At 64.1% G+C, this 23754-nt stretch carries 23 protein-coding genes, 1 tRNA gene and 1 pseudogene; 12 read left to right on the forward strand and 13 right to left on the reverse strand.

Translation table 11 applies throughout. The annotated features are described in order from the left end of the window. The first annotated feature begins 196 nt into the window (after positions 1–196). Positions 197–1444, forward strand: a complete 1248-nt coding sequence (locus QSV36_RS04250; protein ID WP_289130137.1) for a glycosyltransferase family 4 protein — start codon at positions 197–199, stop codon at positions 1442–1444. Here the strand turns inward: QSV36_RS04250 and QSV36_RS04255 are convergent. Both QSV36_RS04255 and moaB read right to left on the reverse strand, forming a co-directional pair. Continuing rightward, a complete protein-coding gene (locus QSV36_RS04255) occupies positions 1433–2659 on the reverse strand; it encodes a molybdopterin molybdotransferase MoeA (protein WP_289130138.1) in 1227 nt (408 codons plus the stop codon). The two genes, QSV36_RS04250 and QSV36_RS04255, sit on opposite strands and share 12 nt — an antisense overlap. After that, the gene (gene moaB, locus QSV36_RS04260) at positions 2643–3182 is read right to left on the reverse strand and encodes a molybdenum cofactor biosynthesis protein B (protein ID WP_225777018.1); all 540 of its coding nucleotides are present in this window, start codon (positions 3180–3182) and stop codon (positions 2643–2645) included. Before moaB ends, QSV36_RS04255 begins: the two co-directional genes overlap by 17 nt. A gap of 188 nt (positions 3183–3370) precedes the next feature. Here moaB and QSV36_RS04265 point away from each other — a divergent pair, with 188 nt between their 5' ends. Next, positions 3371–3592 (forward strand): YgdI/YgdR family lipoprotein, encoded by a 222-nt coding sequence (locus QSV36_RS04265; protein ID WP_025338312.1) that lies wholly within the window; start codon positions 3371–3373, stop codon positions 3590–3592. Positions 3593–3673: 81 nt separating this feature from the next. Then, a tRNA-Pro gene (locus QSV36_RS04270) sits at positions 3674–3750 on the forward strand. Positions 3751–3843: 93 nt separating this feature from the next. Here QSV36_RS04270 and QSV36_RS25990 read toward each other — a convergent pair. The 3 genes and pseudogenes from QSV36_RS25990 to QSV36_RS04280 form a co-directional block, all read right to left on the reverse strand. Next, complete coding sequence (locus QSV36_RS25990) at positions 3844–4611, reverse strand: methyl-accepting chemotaxis protein (RefSeq protein WP_502945630.1); 768 nt, start codon at positions 4609–4611, stop codon at positions 3844–3846. A gap of 165 nt (positions 4612–4776) precedes the next feature. Next, positions 4777–5460: pseudogene (locus tag QSV36_RS25995) on the reverse strand (methyl-accepting chemotaxis protein); the annotation flags it as partial. A gap of 167 nt (positions 5461–5627) precedes the next feature. Next, entirely contained in the window at positions 5628–7391 is a 1764-nt protein-coding gene (locus QSV36_RS04280; RefSeq protein WP_289130149.1) for an ABC transporter transmembrane domain-containing protein, read from the reverse strand. 211 nt (positions 7392–7602) lie between these two features. Here QSV36_RS04280 and QSV36_RS04285 point away from each other — a divergent pair, with 211 nt between their 5' ends. Beyond that, on the forward strand, positions 7603–7776 hold the full coding sequence (locus QSV36_RS04285; protein WP_289130151.1) for a PA1571 family protein: 174 nt from the start codon (positions 7603–7605) through the stop codon (positions 7774–7776). A 136-nt stretch (positions 7777–7912) separates the two neighbouring features. Here QSV36_RS04285 and pdxB read toward each other — a convergent pair whose 3' ends face one another. The 3 genes from pdxB to rlmM all read right to left on the reverse strand — a co-directional run bounded on the left by pdxB (position 7913) and on the right by rlmM (position 10659). Continuing rightward, positions 7913–9055 (reverse strand): 4-phosphoerythronate dehydrogenase PdxB, encoded by a 1143-nt coding sequence (gene pdxB / locus QSV36_RS04290; protein ID WP_289130155.1) that lies wholly within the window; start codon positions 9053–9055, stop codon positions 7913–7915. 60 nt (positions 9056–9115) lie between these two features. Further along, complete coding sequence (tusA, locus tag QSV36_RS04295) at positions 9116–9358, reverse strand: sulfurtransferase TusA (protein ID WP_289130159.1); 243 nt, start codon at positions 9356–9358, stop codon at positions 9116–9118. Positions 9359–9594: 236 nt separating this feature from the next. Next, positions 9595–10659, reverse strand: a complete 1065-nt coding sequence (gene rlmM / locus QSV36_RS04300) for a 23S rRNA (cytidine(2498)-2'-O)-methyltransferase RlmM (protein WP_289130163.1) — start codon at positions 10657–10659, stop codon at positions 9595–9597. Positions 10660–10880: 221 nt separating this feature from the next. Here rlmM and acnA point away from each other — a divergent pair, with 221 nt between their 5' ends. The 3 genes from acnA (at position 10881) to QSV36_RS04315 (ending at position 16422) form a co-directional block, all read left to right on the forward strand. After that, complete coding sequence (gene acnA, locus QSV36_RS04305) at positions 10881–13622, forward strand: aconitate hydratase AcnA (RefSeq protein ID WP_289130165.1); 2742 nt, start codon at positions 10881–10883, stop codon at positions 13620–13622. Positions 13623–13881: 259 nt separating this feature from the next. Then, positions 13882–14658, forward strand: a complete 777-nt coding sequence (locus tag QSV36_RS04310; protein ID WP_289130168.1) for a CPBP family intramembrane glutamic endopeptidase — start codon at positions 13882–13884, stop codon at positions 14656–14658. A 198-nt stretch (positions 14659–14856) separates the two neighbouring features. Beyond that, entirely contained in the window at positions 14857–16422 is a 1566-nt protein-coding gene (locus tag QSV36_RS04315; RefSeq protein ID WP_289130171.1) for a methyl-accepting chemotaxis protein, read from the forward strand. 207 nt (positions 16423–16629) lie between these two features. On the opposite strand, the gene QSV36_RS04320 is transcribed toward QSV36_RS04315, so the two are convergent. From QSV36_RS04320 to QSV36_RS04340, 5 genes are all read right to left on the reverse strand, one after another. After that, entirely contained in the window at positions 16630–17514 is an 885-nt protein-coding gene (locus tag QSV36_RS04320) for a pseudouridine synthase (protein WP_289130173.1), read from the reverse strand. Between the two features lie 51 nt (positions 17515–17565). Further along, the gene (locus tag QSV36_RS04325; protein WP_225777006.1) at positions 17566–17874 is read right to left on the reverse strand and encodes a transcriptional regulator; all 309 of its coding nucleotides are present in this window, start codon (positions 17872–17874) and stop codon (positions 17566–17568) included. A 65-nt stretch (positions 17875–17939) separates the two neighbouring features. Continuing rightward, positions 17940–18371, reverse strand: coding sequence for a D-Ala-D-Ala carboxypeptidase family metallohydrolase (locus tag QSV36_RS04330; RefSeq protein ID WP_289130176.1), 432 nt, complete (start codon positions 18369–18371; stop codon positions 17940–17942). A 108-nt stretch (positions 18372–18479) separates the two neighbouring features. Continuing rightward, positions 18480–18719: a glutaredoxin family protein gene (locus QSV36_RS04335; protein ID WP_225777004.1), complete on the reverse strand. Its 240-nt coding sequence runs from the start codon at positions 18717–18719 to the stop codon at positions 18480–18482. A gap of 74 nt (positions 18720–18793) precedes the next feature. Beyond that, entirely contained in the window at positions 18794–20002 is a 1209-nt protein-coding gene (locus QSV36_RS04340) for an ammonium transporter (protein WP_289130179.1), read from the reverse strand. Between the two features lie 312 nt (positions 20003–20314). Between QSV36_RS04340 and QSV36_RS04345 the strand changes: the two genes are divergently transcribed. The 5 genes from QSV36_RS04345 to QSV36_RS04365 all read left to right on the forward strand — a co-directional run bounded on the left by QSV36_RS04345 (position 20315) and on the right by QSV36_RS04365 (position 23753). After that, positions 20315–20629 carry an ElaB/YgaM/YqjD family protein gene (locus QSV36_RS04345; RefSeq protein WP_170029062.1) on the forward strand — a complete coding sequence of 105 codons (315 nt, stop codon included), beginning with the start codon at positions 20315–20317 and terminating at the stop codon, positions 20627–20629. 9 nt (positions 20630–20638) lie between these two features. Further along, positions 20639–21013: a phage holin family protein gene (locus tag QSV36_RS04350; RefSeq protein WP_225777001.1), complete on the forward strand. Its 375-nt coding sequence runs from the start codon at positions 20639–20641 to the stop codon at positions 21011–21013. Beyond that, a complete protein-coding gene (locus tag QSV36_RS04355; RefSeq protein WP_289130181.1) occupies positions 21010–21339 on the forward strand; it encodes a hypothetical protein in 330 nt (109 codons plus the stop codon). The genes QSV36_RS04350 and QSV36_RS04355 overlap by 4 nt, the downstream gene beginning before the upstream one ends. 181 nt (positions 21340–21520) lie before the next feature. Next, complete coding sequence (locus QSV36_RS04360) at positions 21521–22852, forward strand: deoxyguanosinetriphosphate triphosphohydrolase (protein ID WP_289130182.1); 1332 nt, start codon at positions 21521–21523, stop codon at positions 22850–22852. Positions 22853–23135: 283 nt separating this feature from the next. Beyond that, positions 23136–23753 (forward strand): response regulator transcription factor, encoded by a 618-nt coding sequence (locus tag QSV36_RS04365; RefSeq protein ID WP_225776998.1) that lies wholly within the window; start codon positions 23136–23138, stop codon positions 23751–23753. Position 23754: the final 1 nt, after the last annotated feature.

The following is a 23754-nucleotide window of genomic DNA, read 5'->3' on the forward strand; positions in this document are numbered from 1 at the left end:
TTTTTCAACATCCGAGAATGCCCGACTATGCTCTGCTAATGCATGCGACAGGTTTTTGACCCAGGCGCGGAGTTCTTCCAGGCCCGTCGTCCTCTTGACGCTGCGCACCTGCGCCTGTCGCAATCCTGGCCAAGGACGCGCGCCCTGCGGCGGCGCACGCCCCTCATTCCGTGACCTTCAGCGAGGACCCCGGGTCATGCGCATTCTCTGGACGCTGCCTTACCTGCCCTGGCCTACCACCAGCGGCAGCAAGACCCGGCAATACCATCTGCTGCGCGCATTGGCCCAACGGGGCCACCGCATCACCCTGCTGGTGCAATCGAAAATCCCTCTCGACGATGCGGCCCGCGAAGCCCTGGAAGCACTGGTCGAACGCCTGATCGTGCTACCCCGGCGGCCCTTGCACAGCCCGCTCAACCTGCTGGCCGCGCCCATCATCGACTACCCGATGCGGGCGATCATCCATGGCCTGGCGCCCTGCCTGCGGCACCGTTTCGAGCAATTGCTGGACGAGCCCTGGGACGTGATCCAGATCGAACACAGCTACAGTTTCCAGCCCTTCGAGAAGGCCCTGCAGGCGCGCGGGCTACCTTACATGCTCAGCGAGCACACGCTGGAGTCAGTGATGGGTGGCGCCAATCACGATCGCCTGCCGCTGTGGCTGCGCCCGCTCAACGCCTTCGACCGCTGGCGCTACCGGCGCTGGGAGCAGCGGGTATTGCGCCAGCCCACCGAGCTGGTAGCGGTCAGCAGCCACGATGCCGAACTGATCGCGCAGATCAGCGGGCGCCCGGTGAATGTGGTGGTCAACGGAGTGGACTGCGATTTCTACCAACACGTGCAACCCGCGCTGCACAGCCAGCGCCTGCTGTTCGTCGGCAATTTCGAGTATGGCGCCAACCTGGAGGCGATAGAATGGGCGCTGGAAGAGATCATGCCGCAGGTGTGGATGAGCAACCCGGCGGTACGCCTGGCGATCGCCGGGCACGCCATGCCGGCGAGCTGGAAACTGCACTGGAACGACCCGCGCATCGAATGGTTCGGCTACCGCCCCGACCTGCGCGAGCTGCAGCGGCGTTCGGCACTGTTCTTTGCGCCGTTGCGTTATGCTGGTGGCTCCAAGGTGAAGATCCTCGAAGCGATGGCCGCCGGCCTGCCCGTCATCACCACTGGCAAAGGCGTTTCAGGCCTGGCTGTGAACAACGGCGAGCACTACCTGGGCAGTGACGAAGGCGACCAACTGGCGCTGTTGATTACCCAGTTGCTCAACCAGCCCTGGCGCATGAGCCAGTTGAGCGATGCCGGGCGCCAGTTCGCCCGGCAGCGCCACGACTGGCGGGTAGCCGCCCAGCAACTGGAAAATGTGCACATGCACCTGGCCCAGGCGGCGCCGGCCGAAGCCGCAGCACCGACCAATGCCTGGCTGGGCCGCTCAACCAAGTAGCTCGCTGAACGGGATGAACGGCACACTATCGCCCTGCTTCGGCGTGCTGCCTTCGCGCACCTCGACCAACCCATCGGCCCAGGCCGCACTGCGCAACACGCCAGAGCTCTGGTTCTTGTAGATGCGCACCTGGCCCCGCTCGATGCGTGCACGCAGGTATTCGCGGCGGGTGCCGGGCCTGGGCCAGTCGAAGCCCGCTGGCACGTCGAAACGTAGCGGCGTAACCTCGGCCACGCCCTGGCGGCGCAACAGGTAGGGCCGGGCCAGCAGGCCGAAGGTGACCAGGGTCGACGCCGGGTTACCCGGCAGGCCGATCACCGGCACGCCCTGGTAATGGCCGCAGGTCAGCGGCTTGCCGGGCTTGATCGCCAGCTTCCACAGGGCCAGCTCACCGGCTTCGCGCAGGGCGGCTCCGAGGTAGTCGGCCTCGCCTACCGAAACACCACCGGTGGACAGGATCAGGTCGACATCGCCCAGCCGGGCCAGGCAGGCGCGGGTTCGCGCCAGGTCATCCGGCAGGATGCCCGCATCGACCACATCGCAGCCCAGCCGCTGCAGCCAGCTGACCAGTAGCCGGCGGTTGCTGTTGTAGATCTGCCCCGGGCCCAGCGGCAGGCCAGGCTCGACCAGTTCGTCACCGGTGGACAGCACAGCCACCCGCACCTTGCGCACCACCTCCAGGCGCTCATGGCCGAGGCTGGCAGCCAGGCCCAGTTCGATCGGCCCCAGCCGGGTGCCGGCGCTCATCACCTGCTCGCCCTTGCGGGCTTCCTGGCCTTGGGGACGAATGTTCTGCCCGGTTTTCAACGGTTCGAGGAAGCGTACCCGGCCTTCTTCCGCCGCTGCGGTGTTCTCCTGCATCTCGACGCAGTCGGCACCTTCAGGCAGCGGCGCGCCGGTGAAGATACGCGCACAGGTACCGGGTTGCAGTGGTTGCGGCGCATGGCCGGCGAAGATCCGCTGGCTGACCGCCAGCGGCTCGCCCTGCCAGTCGGCCAGGCGCAGGGCATAACCATCCATGGCGCTGTTCGGCCAGGACGGCAGGTCGAGCGCGGCCACCAGGTCGCTGGCCAGCACACGGCCCTCGGCCTCGGCCAGCGGTAGAAGCTCGGTGTCGCGAATCGGGGCCGCTTCGGCCAATGCCAGCAGTTGCTCCAGGGCCTGTTCCACCGGCATCAGTGGCCGGGCCTGGCTGGCCTCAGCCACGGCTGTCACAGGCGGCTGCCTGCTTCAGGTGGGCTACGAAGTTGCACGGGCGATGGCGAGCATCCAGCTGTTCCGCGAGGATACCGTCCCAGCCGGTGCGCACCGCATTGGTCGAACCCGGCAGGCAGCACACCAGGGTACCGTTGGCCAGCCCGGCGAGCGCGCGCGACTGCACGGTGGAAGTGCCGATATCGGCCACGGAAATCTGCCGGAACAGCTCGCCGAAACCTTCCACCTGCTTGTCCAGCAGGCAGGCCACGGCCTCTGGCGTGCTGTCACGCCCGGTAAAGCCGGTACCGCCGGTAATCAGCACCACCTGCACGCGGTCATCGGCAATCCAGGTTGCGACCTGGGCGCGAATCTTGTACAGGTCGTCCTTCAACAGCACCCGCTCGGCCAGACGGTGGCCGGCCGCGCTCAGCCGGTCGACGAACAGTTGGCCCGAGGTATCGGTGTCGAAGGTGCGCGTGTCGCTGACCGTGAGCACGGCGATGTTCAGCGGCACGAAGGGGGTATCTGCCTTGGCTTTCATGGATGTCCGTCACAAGAAGATGGGATGGCCGCAGTTATAACACAGCATGCGGCCATCACAGCGTGACGCCTTTGGCCCTTGCGCTTGGTCAATGCCTTGGCCGAGCCGCTATGCTGCACTGTAGACGGAACTTGCATGGACGCCCTGCGTCTTAATGTCATCTAGCACCATCGCACTGGAGAAACACGATGATTCAACGGACCCTACCCGCCTTTCTGCTTGCCCTGGGCCTGGGCGCGCTCGCTGGCTGCGCATCGCCAACCGTCATTACCCTGAACGACGGCCGCGAAATCCAGGCCACCGATACCCCGAAATTCGATGAAGACTCCGGCTTCTACGAATTCGAGCAGCTGGATGGCAAGCGCACACGCCTCAACAAAGACCAGATCCGCACTGTGAAAGAGCTCTGATTGCAGCTCGCATTTTTGCAAACGCCCTTTTAACAACAAGGGGTTGCGTGCAAAAACAGGATGCAGTAGGATTTCTTTCATCGGAGTGTAGCGCAGCCAGGTAGCGCGTCTCGTTCGGGACGAGAAGGCCGCAGGTTCGAATCCTGTCTCTCCGACCAAATCCTGATCAGAAAGCCCGCCATCGTGCGGGCTTTTTGTTGTGTCCGAGAACCGGTCCCCGCTTGCGCAAGGACCGCATCAAGGCTGAAACGTCAGGCAGTGAGGCGCGAGGTGACTTCACCCAGTTGCCCAGACAAGCCATGCAGGCGCTGCCCGGCCTGTTCGGTATGCTGCACCTCCTCCTGGTTGGCCGTGGCAATGCGGGTGATCTCGACCAGGTTGCGCGAAATGTCTTCGGCCACACTGGTCTGCTCTTCGGCCGCCGTGGCGATCTGCCGGTTCATGTCGCGGATGGCCTCCACTGCCAGGGTGATGCGCTGCAACATCTGGCCTGCCTGTTGCACCTGCTCGGCACCCTCCTCGCTGCGCTGCTGGCCGCTTTCGATGGCCTTGACCGCTCCCACGGCCCCGGACTGTACCGCTTCGATGATCTGCTGGATCTCGGCGATCGACGCCGCTGTGCGCTGGGCCAGGCTGCGCACCTCATCGGCGACCACGGCAAAACCCCGGCCGGCTTCACCGGCGCGGGCCGCCTCGATGGCGGCGTTGAGCGCCAGCAGGTTGGTCTGTTCGGCTATGCCGCGGATCACTTCAAGCACTTTGCCAATGCGTGTGCTGTCATGCTCCAGGTCGCGAACCACCGCCGCCGTGCCAGCAATTTCGCGGTTGACCACGCCAATGATGTCGATGGTCTGCTGCATTACCTGCTCGCCCGCTTGCGCACTGTGGTCGGCGTCGTCCGCTGCGCGGGCCGCCTCGGCTGCATGGCGCGCGACCTCCTGGGCAGTGGCAGACATCTCATGCATGGCCGTGGCCACCTGATCGGTGCGCAGGAACTGATCGTGGGTGCCACGGGCCATGTCGCCGGCGATGCTACGCAGCTGGCCGCTGGCACCTTCCAGCTCCTGGGCGTTGTCCTGCAGGCGGCCGACGGTATCGGCGAGGAAGTCGCGCAAGGTATTGGCCGCACGCGCCAGGCGCCCCAGCTCATCCTCACGATGGCTGTCGACGCGGGCCGCGAAACGGCCCTGGCTCAGCTGCGCCACATATTCGATCAACTGGCGAATCGGCTCGATCAGGCTGCGGTTGACCAGCCACAGGCTGAGCAGCCCCACCAGCACCGCCGAGGCGAGCATCACCAGCAGGCCCAGCCATACCGTGCGTTCGGCGCTGGCACTGAGGCGGGCCGCGCGCTCGCGGGCATCGGCGCGCAATTGCTCGACCAGCTCGCTCATCTGCTCGCTGGCGGCACGGTCCACACCCTTGACCGCCTGGTCGCCGGCAACCGGGTCGCCACCCGCCGCCAAGAATGCCTGGCGGCCCTGCGCATACGCCTGGCCGAGCTGCCGGTGGCTGTCACGCAGTTGCTGCAGCGGTGCCTTGAGACGGGCGTCGCTGCTCTCGATCAACTGCCCGAGCAGTTGCTGCACCTGCTGCTCGCGGGCCTGGAACTGCTGCCAGTACTTGTCCATGTCAGCGGGTTGGCGCCCACGCAACAGCACGTTTTTCCATTCCTGCACCTGGATCTTGAACTGCAGGTTGGCTTCGTCGATCAATTGCGAGGCCTGCAGCGGCCCGTCGACCAGCTCGGCATAGCCGCGCACGCTGGACGAGAGAAACTGAAAACACACCAGGGCGATCAGCAGCATGGCCAACAGGCTGCCGCCGAGCAGCGAGAGAATTTGCACTCTGAGCGATTTACGCAACATCTTGGGTCTCGAGAACCAGGGGGAAGACGGGGGCGGCCGACGCAGCCCCGGTTACTGGCAGGCCAAAAAAAGGCTGCCATCAAGCAATGGCAGCCGGTCAAGCACGCAACAGTCGAGGCAGATACTCTCAGGCAAATACTACAGAAATGTTACAAGGCGAAGACAAGCTAGCCCGCCGTGAACTGCAGCGCCGCCAGCCGTGCATAGAGCGGGCTGTCCTCGATCAACTGGCGATGCGTTCCCACCGCCACCAGCTTGCCTTTGTCGATGACGGCGATACGGTCGGCATGCTGCACCGTGGCCAGGCGGTGAGCGATCACCAGCGTGGTACGCCCGGCCATCAGGCTGGGCAGCGCCTGCTGGATCAAGTGTTCACTTTGCGCATCGAGGGCGCTGGTAGCTTCGTCCAGTAACAGGATCGGCGCATCGACCAGCAACGCCCGGGCGATGGCCAGGCGCTGCCGCTGCCCGCCAGACAGGCCGATGCCGCCCTCGCCCAACGGGGTCTGGTAACCCTGCGGCAGTTGCCGGATGAACGCATCGGCGTGGGCACCGCGGGCCGCTGCCTCGACCTCGGCCAGGCTCGCCTCGGGCCGCCCATAGCGGATATTGGCCTCGACCGTGCCACGAAACAGCGAGGGGTTTTGCGCCACCAGGGCGAACTGCCGGCGCAGTTGATCGGGGTCCAGTTCGGTAATCGCCTCGCCGTCGAGCAGGATACGCCCTTGCTGGGGGTCGTAGAAGCGTAGCAACAGGTCGAACAAGGTCGACTTGCCCGCCCCCGAGGGCCCGACCAGCGCCACGGTCTGCCCCGGCTCGATGGCCAGGCTGAGGCCATCGATCGCCGCAACCGATGGCCGTGACGGATAGGCGAACATCAGTTCCTGCAGCTCGATACGCCCGCTGGCCCGTGGCTGCGGCAGCACCCGTGCCACGCTGGGCGCCAGGATTGCAGAGCTGGCCGCCAGCAGTTCGGCGATGCGCTCGGCTGCGCCCGCCGCCCGCTGTAGCTCGCCGATCACTTCGCTGAGGGTACCAAAGGCACTGCCCACGACCAGGCTGTAGAACACGAAGGCGGCCAGCTCACCCGCGGAAATACGCCCGGCGATCACGTCCATGCCGCCTACCCACAGCATCACGCCCACCGCCCCCAGCACCAGCACGATGACCAGGGTGATCAGCCAGGCACGCTGGGCGATGCGTTGCCGGGCCACGGCGAACGCCGCCTCCACCGTACTGGCGAACAGCCTGCGGTCATGCGCTTGGTGGTTGTAGGCCTGCACGGTCTTGATCTGCCCAAGGGTCTCGGCCACGTAGCTGCCCACGTCGGCCACGCGGTCCTGGCTCTGCCGCGACAGGCGGCGGACCCGTCGGCCGAACAGCAGGATCGGCGCCAGCACCAGCGGCAGGGCCACGACCACGATGCTGGTGAGCTTGGGGTTGGTGATGAACAGCAAAACCACGCCGCCGATGACCATCAGCGCGTTGCGCAGGAACATCGACAGCGATGAACCGATCACCGACTGCAGCAACGTGGTGTCGGCGGTCAGCCGCGACTGGATTTCCGAGCTGCGGTTGTCTTCGAAAAACCCCGGGTGCAAGCCGAGCAGGTGGTCGAACACGGCCCGCCGAATGTCAGCCACGCAACGCTCGCCGATCCATGACACCAGGTAGAAGCGGCTGAAGGTGCCCACTGCCAGAGCCAGCACCAGCAGCAGGAACAGGCCGATGGTCTGGTTGAGCTGGTGCGCGGAGCGGGTCATGAAACCCTGGTCCACCAACAGGCGGATGCCCTGCCCCATGGACAGGGTGATGGCTGCGGTGATCACCAAGGCCAGCAAGGCCAGCAGCACCTGGCGACGGTAGGGACGAAGGAACTGCCAACCCAGGCGCAAGGCGCGGCGTTGGCGCGGGGAAACCGGTTCAGGCATGGCGATGACCACGATGGCAGGGAAAGCGCAGCCTACCACTCATCGGCCTCTGCGGTACCTGCCAGGTGGCTATAGCCTATTGGTCTAACCAGGCGCTGGAGCTTTACCGCCGTTTCTGTTGGACTGTCTCTGCCGTGGCGCTGCGCTTGGCGTCACAGGCCAGTCACGGCGCAGGGTTAACCTGAGCTTGAACCTGATAAGGAGGCACTACATGAGCTTGCAGCATGGCAGCGACAACCAGAAGCCCCGGCCCACCCCGCCTGCGCAGGTGTGTGGCTCGATCATCGACGCCCAGGGGCGCGAAGTACCGATCACCGAGCAGATGATCCAGCAGGCTTGCAAGGCCCTGGAGGAAAGCCGGGTCGAGCGCGTACGCAAAGGTTGATCGGCGAATCCCCTATGACCCGGCGCTTGCGCCGGGTTTTTATTTGGCTGAATCCTGCACTGCCCTGTCCGCGGGTGAACCTGCGCCCACAGGGACCGCACAGGTGCGGAGGACGGAGGCAGCAATCAACAGGCTGTCAAACCAGCACCCCACCCAGGGCACTCACCAGCTGCGCCAACTGCGGCGATTCACCGCGCAAGCGCACCGCCAGCCCTTCGATTTCACGCCGCGGCGGGTACTGCTTGCGCAACTGGTCGAATGCCGCGCGCTGTTGCTGCGGGTCGTCGCTGAGGCTGCGGCGGAAGTCGGCATCGTCACGCCGCGGGTCGTAGACGGCGCGACACAGGGTGGCCAAGGCCCAGGCTGGGTCGGCATCGGCATCCAGCTCGATCTGTGCCAGCGGCGGGCGTGGCAGCAGGTCACCCAGTTGCACGTGTTCCGCTACACCCAGGAAGCGGCACAACGCCTGGTAGATCTGCGCCGTGCCCCGCTGGCGACCGTCGAGGCTATAGCCGGCAATGTGCGGCGAGGCCAGCGTGCAGAGGTCGGCCAGTTGCAGGTCGACCTGCGGCTCGCCCTCCCATACGTCGAGCACCGCATGCACGTCTTCACGCTCGAGCAGCAGTTCGCGCAGGGCATGGTTGTCCACCACCGGGCCGCGGCTGGCATTGATCAACCAGGCGCCCGGGCGCAGACGTGCCAGTTGCGCCTGGCCCAGCAAATGCCAGGTCGGGTGCTCGCCGCCACGCTGCAACGGGGTATGCAGGCTGATCACATCGCATTGCTGCAGGAGGGTATCGAGGCTGACGTAATCGCCGCCCTCGGCGGCCTGGCGCAACGGGTCGCACACCAGCACCTGCCAGCCCAGGCCGTGCAGTACCCGTACCAGGCGCCCCCCCACCTCACCGGCGCCCACCACGCCATACACCCGCTCGGGCAGCGCCACGCCATCCAGCTCGGCCAGGGTCAACAGGCTCCCCAGTACGTAGTCCACCACGCCACGGGCATTGCAGCCCGGCGCGCTGCTCCAGCGGATACCGGCCTCGGCAAAATAGTCCAGGTCCAGGTGGTCGGTGCCGATGGTGCAGGTGCCGACAAAGCGCACGCGGCTGCCTTCGAGCAACTGGCGATCGACCTTGGTCACCGAGCGCACCAGCAGGATGTCGGCGTCCTTGACGCTGGCGGCATCGAGGCTTCGGCCCGGATAACGGCGGATTTCGCCGAAGCCCTGGAAGAAGGCATCGAGCAGCGGGATGTTCTCGTCGGCAACTATCAGCATGGCGCTCTCCTGTCTGGGGAACGCAGTGTAGGCGCAACGCCGGGCGTGATCCAGAGCGCTTCAGTCGGCCTTCTTGCGGATCCAGTAGAGGAAGGTGCCGGCGTCTTCCTGCTGCTGCAGCAGTTCGTGGCCGAGGAAGTTGCAGAACTTGGGGATGTCGCGACGGGTCGAGGGGTCGGTGGCGATGACCTTGAGCAGGCCGCCAGCGGCGAGGTTACGGACGTGCTGGTGCAGCATCATCACCGGCTCCGGGCAGTTCAGGCCGGTGGCGTCGAGGATGGCGTCGGGGGTGAATTCGGTCATGGGGGGCTCCGCAAATGATTCGCCATTGTCGCGCATAGCGCGACGCGCTCCAAGCACCACACGCCCCACTCGCTCTTCTTGCTCTCGCTCTTGCTCTCGCTCTCGCTCTTGCTCTTGCTCTGCTTTTGATCTTGATCTTGATCTTCGCTCGGCCTCCTGAAGTCGCATTCGGCGGCGCCTGAACTATCGCGCGCTTAAAAGCAAAAGCAACGGCAACGGCAATTTCCGGGCTGTGCTCAACGCGGTTTCAAGTCCATCCGGCGCAAATGGCAAGTCACTTCCTCACGGTCGTGGTAAAGCTGCTTGCAGGCAATCGACACCTTGATCTTGCGTGCCTTGAATGTCGCCTCCATGCGCTCGAGCAACCGCCGTACCTCGGCGTAGCGCTGTTTCATCGGCAATTTCAGGTTGACCACCGCTTCGCGGCACAGCCCCTCGCCCAGCCAGGTTTCGATCAGCGAGGTAGTGCGCGCCGGCTTCTCGACGATGTCGCATACCATCCAGTCCACCGGCTGCTTCGGCTGCCAGGTAAAACCATCGGCCATCAGGTGCTGGACCAGCCCGGTATCCATCAGGCTTTCGGCCATCGGCCCGTTGTCGATGGCCGTCACCAGCATGCCCCGACGCACCAGCTGGTAGGTCCAACCACCCGGCGAGGCCCCCAGGTCGACACCGGTCATGTCATCACCCAGGCGCTGCGCCCATTGTTCACGGGGAATGAACTGATGCCAGGCCTCTTCCAGCTTGAGGGTCGAGCGGCTAGGTCCCTCACGGGGGAACTTCAGCCGTGGGATACCCATGGGCCACAGCGCGCTGTTGTTGGCCGGGGCAACGCCGGCGAACACGCGCCGGCCACTGATGAAGGTAAGCAGCAGGCGTGGACGGCTGGCGTCGTCGACCAGGCGACCGGCCTTTTCCAGCGCCTTGCGCAGCGGCACCTCGAATTTGCGGCAGAAGGTGGACAATTCCTTACCTTCGTTGCTGTCCAGCACCTCCAGCCACAGGCTGCCGAACACCGGTAACCCCGCCAGGTGCGCCAGCAGCACACTGATGCGGTCGTTCTCCGGCAACTCGACATAACCGCCACGGGCCCATTGCCGCGGGAAAATCAGCTGATTGAAGCGCAGTTCCCCCATCAAACGCTCGGCACCGCCCTCCTCGCTGCAGACAAACTCGGCGCTGGCACTGTGCGGCTTGCCTTTGGCATAACCGGCGATACCCAGGCGGGCGGCATGTTCGCTGATCTCAGCGCAGACCTCGCCCTCGAAACCGGGCCGGCAATGCATGAACAGGGTATTCATTTCTCACTCCACTACGGCGGGCGCGCCACAGGCGCCGGCAGGGCGGCGATGATAAAGGAAGATTGGAACCCGCGACACGCCCCGCCGGTCCAGAAAAGGGTCAGGTGGCGCAAAGCGGTCTAACCTGACCTTTCAGCCAGGTCCGTAGCCTGCGGACCGATACAGAGCGGTGCCCCGGAACACCTGAGTCGTGCCGGGCACCGGCGCAGAAGGAGTTGGCAATGCCCTCGCTCGATAGCCTGAACACACTCAAGCCCCTCAAGGTCGGCGACCAGACCTACCACTACTTCAGCCTCACCGAAGCCGCCCGGCAGCTGGGCGACCTGCAGCGCCTGCCCATGTCGCTGAAGGTGCTGCTGGAAAACCTGCTGCGCTGGGAGGACGGCAAGACCGTTACCGGCGAGGACCTGCGCGCGCTCGCCCAATGGCTGGGCGAGCGGCGCTCCGACCGCGAAATCCAGTACCGCCCGGCACGGGTACTGATGCAGGACTTCACCGGCGTACCGGCCGTGGTCGACCTGGCCGCCATGCGCGCTGCCATGGCCAAGGCCGGTGGCGACCCGCAGCGGATCAACCCATTGTCGCCGGTGGACCTGGTGATCGACCATTCAGTGATGGTCGACCGCTACGGTACACCACAAGCCTTCAGCGAGAACGTCGACATCGAAATGCAGCGCAACGGTGAACGCTATGCGTTCCTGCGCTGGGGCCAGAGCGCCTTCGACAACTTCCGTGTGGTACCGCCAGGCACCGGGATCTGCCACCAGGTCAACCTGGAATACCTGGGCCGCACCGTCTGGACCCGTGAGGCCGACGGCCGCACCTATGCCTTCCCGGACACCTTGGTCGGCACCGATTCGCACACCACCATGATCAATGGCCTGGGCGTGCTCGGCTGGGGCGTGGGCGGCATCGAAGCGGAGGCGGCCATGCTCGGCCAGCCGGTGTCGATGCTGATCCCGGAAGTGATCGGCTTCAAGCTGACCGGCAAGCTGCGCGAAGGCATTACCGCCACCGACCTGGTGCTGACGGTGACGCAGATGTTGCGCAAGAAGGGCGTGGTCGGCAAGTTCGTCGAGTTCTATGGCGATGGCCTGGCCGAGTTGCCCCTGGCCGACCGCGCAACCATCGCCAACATGGCCCCGGAATACGGTGCCACCTGCGGTTTCTTCCCGGTCGACCAGGTAACCCTGGACTACCTGCGCCTGTCCGGCCGCCCCGAGGCGACCGTGCGACTGGTCGAGCACTACTGCAAAGCCCAGGGCTTGTGGCGGCTGCCAGGACAGGAGCCGCTGTTCAGCGACAGCCTGGCGCTGGACATGCACGAGGTGGAGGCCAGCCTGGCCGGGCCCAAGCGGCCGCAGGACCGAGTGGCCTTGGGCCAGGTGCGCCAGGCCTTCGACCATTTTATCGAACTGCAACCCAAACCCTTGGCCAAGGAAGTCGGTCGACTGGAAAGCGAAGGTGGCGGCGGCGTGGCGGTGGGCAACGCCGACCAGGCCGGGGAAGTCGACTACAGCCACCAAGGCCAGACCCATACCCTGCGCGATGGCGCGGTGGTGATCGCTGCGATCACCTCCTGCACCAACACCTCCAACCCCAGCGTGATGATGGCCGCCGGGCTGGTGGCGAAAAAGGCCCTGGAAAAAGGCCTGCAACGCAAACCCTGGGTCAAGAGTTCGCTGGCGCCGGGTTCCAAGGTCGTCACCGACTACTTCAAGGCCGCCGGGCTCGACACCTACCTCGACCAACTGGGGTTCGACCTGGTCGGCTATGGCTGCACGACCTGCATCGGCAACTCCGGCCCGCTGGATGACGCGATCGAAAAGGCCATTGGCAGCGCCGACCTCACCGTAGCCTCGGTGTTGTCGGGCAACCGCAACTTCGAAGGCCGCGTGCACCCGCTGGTGAAGACCAACTGGCTGGCCTCGCCTCCGCTGGTGGTGGCCTATGCCCTGGCCGGCACCGTACGCCTGGACCTGACCAGCGACCCGCTGGGCATCGGCAAGGACGGCCAGCCGGTGTACTTGCGCGACATCTGGCCCAGCCAGCAGGAAATTGCCGCGGCCGTGGCCAAGGTCGATACGGCGATGTTCCACAAGGAATACGCCGAAGTGTTCGCCGGCGATGCGCAGTGGCAGGCGATCGAAGTGCCCCAGGCGGCGACCTACGTGTGGCAGGCCGATTCCACCTATATCCAGCATCCTCCCTTCTTCGACGGCATCGGCGGGCCACCGCCGCAGGTGACGGATATCCGCAACGCACGAATACTGGCGCTGCTGGGCGACTCGGTGACCACCGACCACATTTCCCCGGCCGGCAACATCAAGGCCGACAGCCCGGCCGGGCGCTACCTGCGGGAACAAGGCGTGGAACCACGCGATTTCAACTCCTACGGCTCGCGGCGCGGCAACCATGAAGTGATGATGCGTGGCACCTTCGCCAATATCCGGATCCGCAACGAAATGCTCGCGGGCGAGGAAGGCGGCAACACCTTGCACGTGCCCAGCGGTGAAAAACTGTCGATCTACGACGCCGCCATGCGCTACCAGCAGGCTGGCACCCCGCTGGTGGTGGTTGCCGGGCAGGAATACGGTACCGGTTCGAGCCGCGACTGGGCAGCCAAGGGTACCAACCTGCTGGGGGTCAAGGCCGTACTGGCGGAGAGCTTCGAACGCATTCATCGCTCCAACCTGGTTGGCATGGGCGTGCTGCCACTGCAATTCATGGCCGGGCACAACCGCAAGCAGCTGGGGCTGACCGGCAAGGAACAGATCGATGTCCTGGGCCTGACCGGCGCGCAGTTGCATCCGGGCATGAGCCTGCCCTTGCGCATCACCCGCGAAGACGGGCAGCAGGAACAGATCGAGGTGCTGTGCCGGATTGATACCTTGAACGAGGTGGAGTATTTCAAGGCCGGGGGAATCCTGCATTACGTGTTGCGTCAGTTGATCACGGGCTGAACCGGGTATGCTTGGGCCGCTCCTACGATAGATGGGCAGCGGCCTAATGCCAGTCAGTTAAGGTTCCAGCAGACTTTACTAGGGCTGCTCTGCAGCCCTTCGCGGGCAAGCCCGCTCGCACAGGGACCGCGCATTTCCAAAGCTCGGCGCTGAATCTGTGGGAGCGGGCTTGCCCGCGAAGGGCCGCAAAGCGGCCCAGATTGCTTAACTGACTGGCATTAGGCAGCGGCCCGTTTCCATTTGCCCGAGAAGGACCACTGTGCCCCGCCTCCACCTGATCGCTCTGCTACTCCTGGCCCTCGGTTACACGCTTGCCCTGCGCCACGGCAACCTTGGCATCGCGACCCTGCCCAGCGTCCTCGCCCTGCTTACCAGCGCCCTGCTTGCTGGCCGCCCGCAGCGCTGGCTCCAAGCCCTGGGCCATATGGTGTTCATCCTGCTGGCGATCGCCCTGGCACTGCACTGGCTGCCCGGTTTCAACGCAGCCAAGGTCATCGACAGCGCTACCCTCAGCCCCGGCGCCCAGCCGTTCACGATGTACCTGAACCTGGACAAGCCGCTGATCGGCGCCTGGCTGCTGCTGGCCTGCCGTTGGCTGGTCCTGTGGCGCAGCCAGGGGCTGCCGGCCAGTCTGCTGTGCGCCCTGCCCCTGACCCTGCTGGCCTGCCTGGGCGGCGCCTGGGCACTGGGCATGGTTGCATGGGCGCCGAAATGGCCCGAACAGGCCTGGCTGTGGCTGTTGAACAACCTGTTGTTGGTCAGCCTGACCGAAGAGCTGCTGTTTCGCGGTTATCTGCAAGGCAGCCTGCAGCGCCTTCTGCGCCATCAGGGGCTGGCCTTGTTCGCAGCCGCCATGCTGTTCGGCCTGGCCCACCTGGGGGCTGGCTGGCAGTGGGTATTCCTGGCCACCCTCGCTGGTGTGGGCTATGGCCTGGCGTACCGCTGGGGCGGCGTGGCGGCAGCCGTGCTTTGCCATTTCGGCGTGAACCTGGTGCATTTCGCGCTGTTCAGCTACCCGATGCTGGCTCTTGGCTAGCTAATCGGTCATCATCTGACTTCTGCGTCATTAATCCGCAAAAAAAACGCAATAATGACGCAAACACGCTTGAACGTGCCTGGCGACTAACCCGGATTACATAATGGCTCATTGCCATAGATCAAGCCTTGCAAATATTCACTCAATAAAACCAAGGGCTTGCCGATAGCTTTGGAAAGCCCTGCGGACTATCAACCCATGCGTAACAACCAGCCGATTACCCAGAGAGAAAGGACTTTCCCTGCCCAGCAGCGGTTGATCTCCACCACCAATGCCAAAGGGGTGATCACTTACTGCAACGATGCTTTCATCGAGATAAGTGGTTTCACCCGCGAAGAATTGACCGGTGCGCCACATAACCTGGTGCGCCACCCGGACGTGCCGCCAGCCGTGTTCGCGCACATGTGGCAAACCCTCAAGCAGGGCCAGCCGTGGATGGGTATCGTCAAGAACCGTTGCAAGTCCGGCGACCACTACTGGGTCAACGCCTACGTCACGCCGATCTTCGACAATAACCAGGTGGTTGGCTTCGAATCGGTGCGGGTCAAGCCCAGTGCCGAACAGATTCGTCGCGCCGAGGCACTCTACCAGCGCATCAACCAGGGCAAGCCGCCCGTACCACGCCGCGACAAGTGGCTACCGGTACTGCAGGACTGGCTGCCGTTCATCCTGATCAGCCAGGTGGGCTTCCTGATTGGCAACTGGCTCGGCCATTCCTGGGGCTTCGCCCTGGCCGCCGGGCTTTCCGTACCGCTCGGCCTGCTCGGCCTGGGCTGGCAGCAGCGCGGCCTCAAGCGCCTGCTGCGCCTGGCCGAGCAGACCACCTCCGACCCGCTGATCGCACAGATGTACACCGACAGCCGCGGGGTACAGGCACGCCTGGAAATGGCCATGCTGAGCCAGGATGCACGCATGAAAACCTGCCTGACCCGCTTGCAGGACAGCGCCGAACACCTCAGCGAACAGGCGCGCCAGTCCGACGCCCTGGCGCACAAGAGCTCTTCGGGGCTGGAACGCCAGCGCGTGGAAACCGAGCAAGTCGCCGCCGCAGTGAACCAGATGGCCGCCACCACCCAGGAAGTGGCCAACCATGTGCAGCGTACCGCCGATGCCACCCAGGAAGCCAACCGCCTGACCAGCCAGGGGCGGCAGATTGCCGGGGAAACCCGCGAAGCCATCGAGCGCTTGTCGGCGGCGGTGGGCGAGACTGGCCAGACGGTCACCCAGCTGGCCAAGGACAGTGACGAGATTGGTGGCGTGGTCGACGTGATCAAGGGGATCGCCGATCAGACCAACCTGCTGGCATTGAACGCAGCCATCGAAGCAGCACGTGCCGGTGAAATGGGCCGTGGCTTTGCCGTGGTGGCCGACGAAGTGCGCCAGCTGGCACAGCGCACCGCCGAGTCCACCGGGCAGATTCACGGGCTTATCGCCAAGCTGCAACAGACTGCCAGCAATGCCGTACTGACCATGGAAACCGGCCACCGCCAGGCGCAGGAAGGCGTCGACCGCGTGATGCAGGCCGACGAGGCACTGGTCGGAATCAGCGAAGCGGTGGCCAATATCACCGACATGGCGACCCAGATCGCCGCCGCGACAGAAGAGCAGACGGCGGTAGCCGACGAGATCAGCCGCAACATCAGCACCATTGCCGAGCTTGCCGACCAGACGGCCGAACAGGCTCAGCATTCGGCGCTGCTCAGCGAAGAGCTGACCAGCACTGCGGGTACCCAGTACTCACTGGTGGAGCGTTTCAACCGCTAAGGCGGTTTCCACTGGTGCGTCGGCTTGTAGGAACGGCTTCAGCTGCGATCACCGGCACAGCCGGTACCAGCCACCGCGTCGCCGGTTTCGCGGATGAATCCGCTCCTACAATTGGCGCCTTACGTGCAGGAGCGGCTTCAGCGGCGATCATTGGCACAGATGGTACCAGCTACCGCGATCACCGGCACAGCCGGTGCAGCCACGAGATTACCAATCCAGGCGCAAGCGGCTCTCGAAATAGCGCTCTTCGCCACTCAGTGGATCCTCGAAACGCAAGCTCTGCGCCAGCAGTTTCAACGGCCGCTGGTAGTCATCCGCCTCCTTGAGCAACTGCGGATAGAACGGATCATTGCTGATCCCCGCACCCAATGCCGCCATGTGCACACGCAACTGGTGGGTCTTGCCGGTGACCGGTGACAACCCATAGCGCCACAGGTCGCCATGCTTCTCCAGCACTTCGGCCCAGGTTTCGCTGTTGGCCTCCCCTTCCACTTCGTGCATGCGGAAAAACGGCTCGCCATGCACCAGGCGGCTTTTATGCACCAGCGGAAAATCGTGTTGCGGCATGGCTGCGGCAATCGCCTGGTAGCGCTTTTCGATGCGCCGCTCGGGGAATAGCCGCTGATAGGCACTGCGACTCTGCGGATTGGCAGAAAACAGCACCAGCCCGGCCGTATGCCGGTCGATACGGTGCAACGGCACCAGGTGTGGGTTGCCGAGGCGATGGATCAGGCGGCGCAGCAAGGTCTGCTCGACGTATTCTCCGGTCGGGGTCACCGGCAGGAAATGCGGCTTGTCCGCCACCACCAGGTGCTCATCCACGTGCAACACCGCCTCCTGCACCGGAATCGGCCGCTCGTTCGGCACTTCTCGAAAGTAGTGCAAACGCATGCCCCGTTTATACGGCAGCTCGGCCGCGACAACGCGCCCCTCGGCATCCAGCACCCGCCCGCGGGCAAAGCGATCGAGCCATTGAGCCCGGTCGATGGCCTTGAAATGGTCACACAGGCAGTCAAGTACCGTCGCCCAGTTTCCGGGTGGCAGGCACACCGTGCTGGCTTGCTGGCGGGCGGGGTCGAAAGGCGTGGTCATGGCGGGGCTCGAAACATTCACGGCCACGCATTATCGCCCAAGCCCGCGCCCTCAACCAGCCTTGGCCATCGCCTCGCTACGGTCCTTCAGCCAACGCAGTACCTGCACCGGCTCCCAGCGGCCAGGGTCGTACAGGGCATACAGCAACCCCTGGTAACCCACCACATCCAGCCCGCGGTGGTAGCCGGCACGCTGAAACAAGGCTTCAATTTCTGCAAAGCAGGTATTGAAGTGTACCTTGCCAAATGGTGTACGGTCGTCGGTGACCAGGCCTTCGAGGCGCAGTTCCAGAACGGCGTCCGCCACCCGTTCGACGGGCATGCGGTTGACGCTGTACTTGAGTTGCTCGACATTGAGCATGGCTTTACCTCGGCACTGTATTTATATACAGCATACGAACATCCCCTTGCCTTCGTCAATGCGCTTCATTGCAGCCCCTCCTCGTAGCCGCTACCGCTGCGAATCGTCAGCACCTGTCGTCGTGGCGTGCCCGGCGTCACCGACAGATGCACCCATTGGTCGAACTCGAGGATCAGTTGGTCGAAGGAAATGGCGCTTTCGCTGATGCGGCGCGCGACTTCGCGCGGGCTTACTTCGACCACCGTAAAGTCGGCGGCCAGCCCTTGCAGATGCTGGCTTGAAGGCGCCCCGCCAATGCGGCTGTTGACTGCCGGGCTGCGATAGCCACTGCTGACGATGACCGGTGCGCCGAACAGCGCGCGAACCTGCTCCAGGACATTGCACAACAGTTGCAGGTTGGCACGCGCCTCGGCTGGCGGGTCGTTGTCAAGCCCTTCCCTGGCGGCGAGCTGCGAAACGGTCATTTCAGCGAGGGTGAAATGGGGGGAAATGAGCATGGTTGGAGTCCTGATGATCGGTGGAAAAGGCCGGCCTCAGCATGCCGGCAAGAGATCATCACGACGCAGCGCGCCACATGGAGCAGGGAGGCGCCTCCCCTGGTGCCGTCATTGCGCGAGAAACGCCACGACCTGCTCGGCATCGAACGGCCAATGCAGCTCAGCACCGTTGTCGCAGCGCCGCAGCACTGGAATGATCAGGCCGTAACGCTCGAACATGGCCTCGCTTTCGGCAATGTCGACCAGTTCCACCAGCAGGCCGTGATCGACAAAGGGCATCAGCACGGCCTCGGCCACTTCGCACAGGTGGCAGCCGAGGGTGCCGAATAGTTGGCATTCAGGCAGCATGGGGCAGGTTCCGGTTTTGGCATGGGGGGAAGCCTATTCTAGGCCGCTCCTGCCCCATGCGCACCTGATCAGGTTCAGTCCTGACTGGTCGCGCCGATACGATGCAACGACAGATCGGCCCCCTGGAACTCCTGCTCATGGCTCAAGCGCAGGCCAAGCAGTGCGCGGATCGCACCGTACACGGCAAAGCCACCGGCCAGCGCCACCAGCACGCCCAGAAGGCTGCCCAGCAACTGGCTGACCAGGCTGACCCCGCCCATGCCGCCCAGGGCCGCCTGGCCGAACACACCACAGGCAATGCCGCCCCACACGCCACACAGGCCATGCAATGGCCATACGCCCAGGACATCGTCGATCCTCCAGCGGTTCTGTGCCGCGGTGAAGGTCCAGACGAACAGCCCGCCTGCGACCAGCCCGGTGACCAGCGCGCCGATCGGGTGCATCAGGTCGGAACCTGCACACACCGCCACCAGCCCGGCCAGCGGCCCGTTATGCAGGAAACCTGGGTCGTTACGCCCGGCCAGCAAGGCCGACAGGGTGCCACCGACCATGGCCATCAGCGAGTTGATCGCCACCAGGCCACTGATTCCCTGCAGGGTCTGTGCACTCATGACGTTGAAACCGAACCAGCCAATGATCAGGATCCACGACCCCAGCGCCAGGAAGGGAATGCTGGATGGCGCAAAGGCCACCAACCGGCCATCGCGATAGCGCCCGCGTCGCGCGCCCAGCAGCAGCACCGCCGCCAAGGCCAGCCAGCCGCCCATGGCGTGCACCACCACCGAGCCGGCAAAATCATGAAACGGCGCGCCAAAGCGGGCCTGCAACCAAGCCTGCAAGCCCAGGTTGCCGTTCCACACCAGCCCTTCGAAGAACGGGTAGACAAACGCCACGATCAGCGCCGTGGCACACAACTGCGGCACGAAGCGCGCCCGCTCGGCAATGCCCCCGGAGATGATCGCCGGGATCGCTGCGGCAAAGGTCAGCAGAAAGAAGCACTTTACCAGCGCATACCCCTGGTCGGCCGCCAGGGCGGCGGCCGGCTGCAGGAAACTGACCCCATAGGCGATCCAGTAGCCGACGAAGAAGTACACCAGCGCCGAGACGGCAAAATCGCTGAGAATCTTCGACAAGGCATTGACCTGGTTCTTGTGGCGCACCGTGCCCACTTCGAGAAACGCGAAGCCGGCATGCATGGCCAGCACCAGAATGGCGCCCATGAGAATGAACAGAGTGTTGGAACCGTGGACCAGAGTGTCCATCGCGCTGTGCATGTTTTCCATGAAGTAGGCAGACCTGTTGAAAAGGCACCAGAACAGTTCAAGAACCTGCATCCATGCACCTGATCGGTGCCAACCCCTTGCCCTGTTTCGGTGAGCCTGGCGGAGCCTGCGCGGTTTTTTCTTGGGATTGTCGTGGATTGGGTTAAGGTTTATCGGTAGCCGCTGCGTTGACGCCCTGAATCGGCGCACTACCTGCCTGGAGCGCCCCGCAACGTGGCAAAGCCCTAGCAAGGCCCATACCAGCAGCGGCACTTGAACCTTCGGCATGTGCTATCACTCGAACTACCAACATTCATCGACAGGGAGACACCCATGGCCAGCAAATCGGCAAAGACTGCACAAGAGATATTGATGGCTGACTTCCAGGCACTGGTGCGCGACACCGAGAAGCTGCTGGCTGACACCGCCAACCTGGCCGGCGACCAGGCGGACGAATTGCGCGGGCAGATTCACGAGCGCCTGGCCCAGGCCCGCGAAACCTTGCAGCTGACCCAGGACTCGGTGCGCGAGCGCGGCCAGGCAGCGTTGGGCAGCGCCGAGCAATACGTGCAGGAAAACCCGTGGCAGGCGATCGGCATCGCAGCGGGCGTCGGGCTGTTGATCGGCCTGCTGGCCAACCGCCACTGAGGGGATAACATGGATAACGACGCCAACGGCGCCAGCGCTGCAGGCAAGCGCCTGGGTGCGGCCGCGCTGGGGCTGCTGCACAGCCATATCGAACTGTTCGGCATCGAACTGCAAGAGCAGAAGGGCCGCACCTTGAGCCTGCTGTTGTTCGCCGGCCTGGCCCTGGTGTTCGCCTTGCTGCTGCTGACGGCCCTGTCCGGGCTGCTGCTGGTGCTGCTGTGGGACAGTTATCGCCTGGCTGGCATCATCGGCCTGTGCGTGTTCTACGGGATTGCCGCGCTGTACTGCGGATTGCGCCTGAAAGCTGCGGTGTTCGATGAGTCGTCACCATTCGGTGCCACCCTCGAGGAACTCGCCAAGGACCGGGAGCGCCTGTTGCCATGAGCCTGCCAGAACTGCCAAGCACGCGTAACCCGCGTGAATTGCGCAAGGCACTGTTGCGCCTGCGCATGGAAATGCACCGCCAGGAAATCCGCCATGAGTCCGGGCAGTTGCTCGAGCCGCTGCGCCGCGTGCGCGGCATGGGCAACTCGCTGCAAGACGGGCTGGGCATCAAGCATGCACCGCTGTGGGGAATTGGCGCTGTAGTAGCGCTGGGTTTCCTCACCGGCAAGGGCGTGCGCAGCGGCAACCTCGCGCGGCTGTTGCGCCTGGGCAGCACCTTGCTACCGTTGGTGCGCCTGTACCTGCAAGGCAGCCGCCGCCCCTGACGGGCTGAATCAATCCTGTAGCGTCAGCCCCTGTGGGAGCGGGTTGATTCGCGAATGCGCAGTTCGACCACCGGCGCATTCGCGGATCAGGCCACTGCCACAGCCCAGGTATGCAACTGCCCCTTGCGCAAGGACGCACGACACAGGAAGCTATCGCCTTCGATGCACAGGAGACCGCGCCTTGGACTGGCACACCCTGCTCACCCGCGAACGCCTGGGCAAAGCGCTGTACAGCGCCGATGAGCTCGGGCGCAGCCCCTTTCACAAAGACCACGACCGCATCATCTTCTCCGGCGCTTTCCGCCGCCTCGGGCGCAAGACCCAGGTGCACCCGGTTTCCAGCAATGACCATATCCACACACGCCTGACCCACTCGCTGGAGGTCAGCTGCGTGGGACGCTCGCTGGGCATGCGCGTCGGCGAAACCCTGCGCGACAACCTTCCGGACTGGTGCGCCCCGAGCGACCTGGGGATGATCGTGCAATCGGCCTGCCTGGCTCATGACATCGGCAACCCTCCGTTTGGCCACTCCGGCGAAGACGCCATCCGCCACTGGTTCCAGCAGGCCGCCGGACGTGGCTGGCTGGACGACATGAGCGACGACGAGCGCGCCGACTTCCTCAACTTCGAAGGCAATGCCCAAGGCTTTCGCGTACTCACCCAGCTGGAGTATCACCAGTTCGATGGCGGTACCCGGCTGACCTATGCCACCCTCGGCACCTACCTGAAATACCCGTGGAGCGCCCGCCACGCCGACGCCCTGGGCTACAAGAAACACAAGTTCGGCAGCTACCAGAGCGAGCTGCCGCTGCTCGAGCAGATCGCCCGCAAGCTTGGCCTGCCGCAACTGGAGCATCAGCGCTGGGCGCGCCACCCGCTGGTGTACCTGATGGAGGCCGCCGATGACATCTGCTATGCGCTGATCGACCTGGAAGACGGCCTGGAAATGGAGCTGCTGCAATACGCCGAAGTCGAAGCGCTGCTGCTCGACCTGGTCGGCGAGGACCTGCCGGAAACCTACCGCCAGCTCGGCCCGGGCGATTCCCGCCGGCGCAAGTTGGCCATCCTGCGCGGCAAGGCCATCGAACATCTGACCAACGCCGCCGCGCATGCCTTCGTCGAGCAACAGCAGGCCTTGCTGGGCGGCCAGCTGGTGGGCGACCTGGTCGAGCACATGCATGGCCCGGCCAAACGCTGCGTACTGCAGGCCAAGGCCATGGCACGCAACAAAATCTTCCAGGACAAACGCAAGACCTTGCACGAGATCGGCGCCTACACCACCCTGGAAATTCTGCTGAACACCTTCTGTGGCGCTGCCCTCGAGCAACACGGGGGGCGCACGCCCTCGTTCAAGAGCCGCCGGGTGCTGGACCTGATCGGCAACAACGCCCCTGACCCGCACGGTTCTCTCTATAGTGCCTTCCTGCGCATGATCGACTTCATCGCCGGGATGACCGACAGCTATGCCAGCGAAATGGCACGCGAGATGACCGGGCGTTCAAGCCCGGCCTGAACCGCGCCACTGCAGCCCGGGCCCTGCCCGGGGCTGCCAGCGCTGACCGAAGGAAACTTCCTACATATATAATCGGCAATATAAACAATGCGATTAAACATTAAAAATTGGTTACCAAACTTGCTTTGACTTTCAGCAGAACATCCATATTTCGTAGCCAGACTTGCATAATCGTGTAAGCCATTTCCCATATAGGGTTAATAGCCCTTCCTCACGTCCCCGATGACTTCCAACTGCGATAAGGTGCCGCCTGTCACCTCGATAGCCCGCAGGGAAGTTGAACATGCAATCCATATTTATTGTCGACGACCATCCTGTCATCCGCCTGGCCGTGCGTATGTTGCTGGAAAACCAGAACTACAAGATTGTCGGCGAGTCGGACAACGGCGTGGACGCCATGCAGATGATTCGCGAAACCAACCCCGACCTGGTCATTCTCGACATCAGCATCCCCAAGCTGGACGGGCTGGAAGTGCTTTCCCGCTTTCAGGCCATGGCGTTGCCCCTGAAGGTTCTGGTGTTGACTGCGCAATCACCGGCATTGTTTGCCGTGCGCTGCATGCACTCGGGCGCCGCAGGCTATGTCTGCAAGCAGGAGGACCTGAGCGAACTGCTGAGTGCAATCAAGGCCGTGCTGGCCGGTTACAACTATTTCCCCAGCCAGGCCATAAAGCACAACCAGGCGGTGGATGCCGACCTGAAACTTTTCCGACAGGTGAATGACCGCGAACTGATGGTGTTGCAACTGTTCGCCCAGGGGCGCAGCAACAAGGAAATAGCCAAGGGCATGTTTCTCAGCAGCAAGACGGTCAGCACCTACAAGAAGCGCCTCATGCACAAACTTCAGGCCGACACGCTGGTCGACCTGATCGAAATGGCCAAGCGCAACGCTTTGGTCTGAG

Origin of the sequence: Pseudomonas sp. BCRC 81390, from assembly GCF_030341915.1 — a bacterium.
GTDB lineage: Bacteria > Pseudomonadota > Gammaproteobacteria > Pseudomonadales > Pseudomonadaceae > Aquipseudomonas.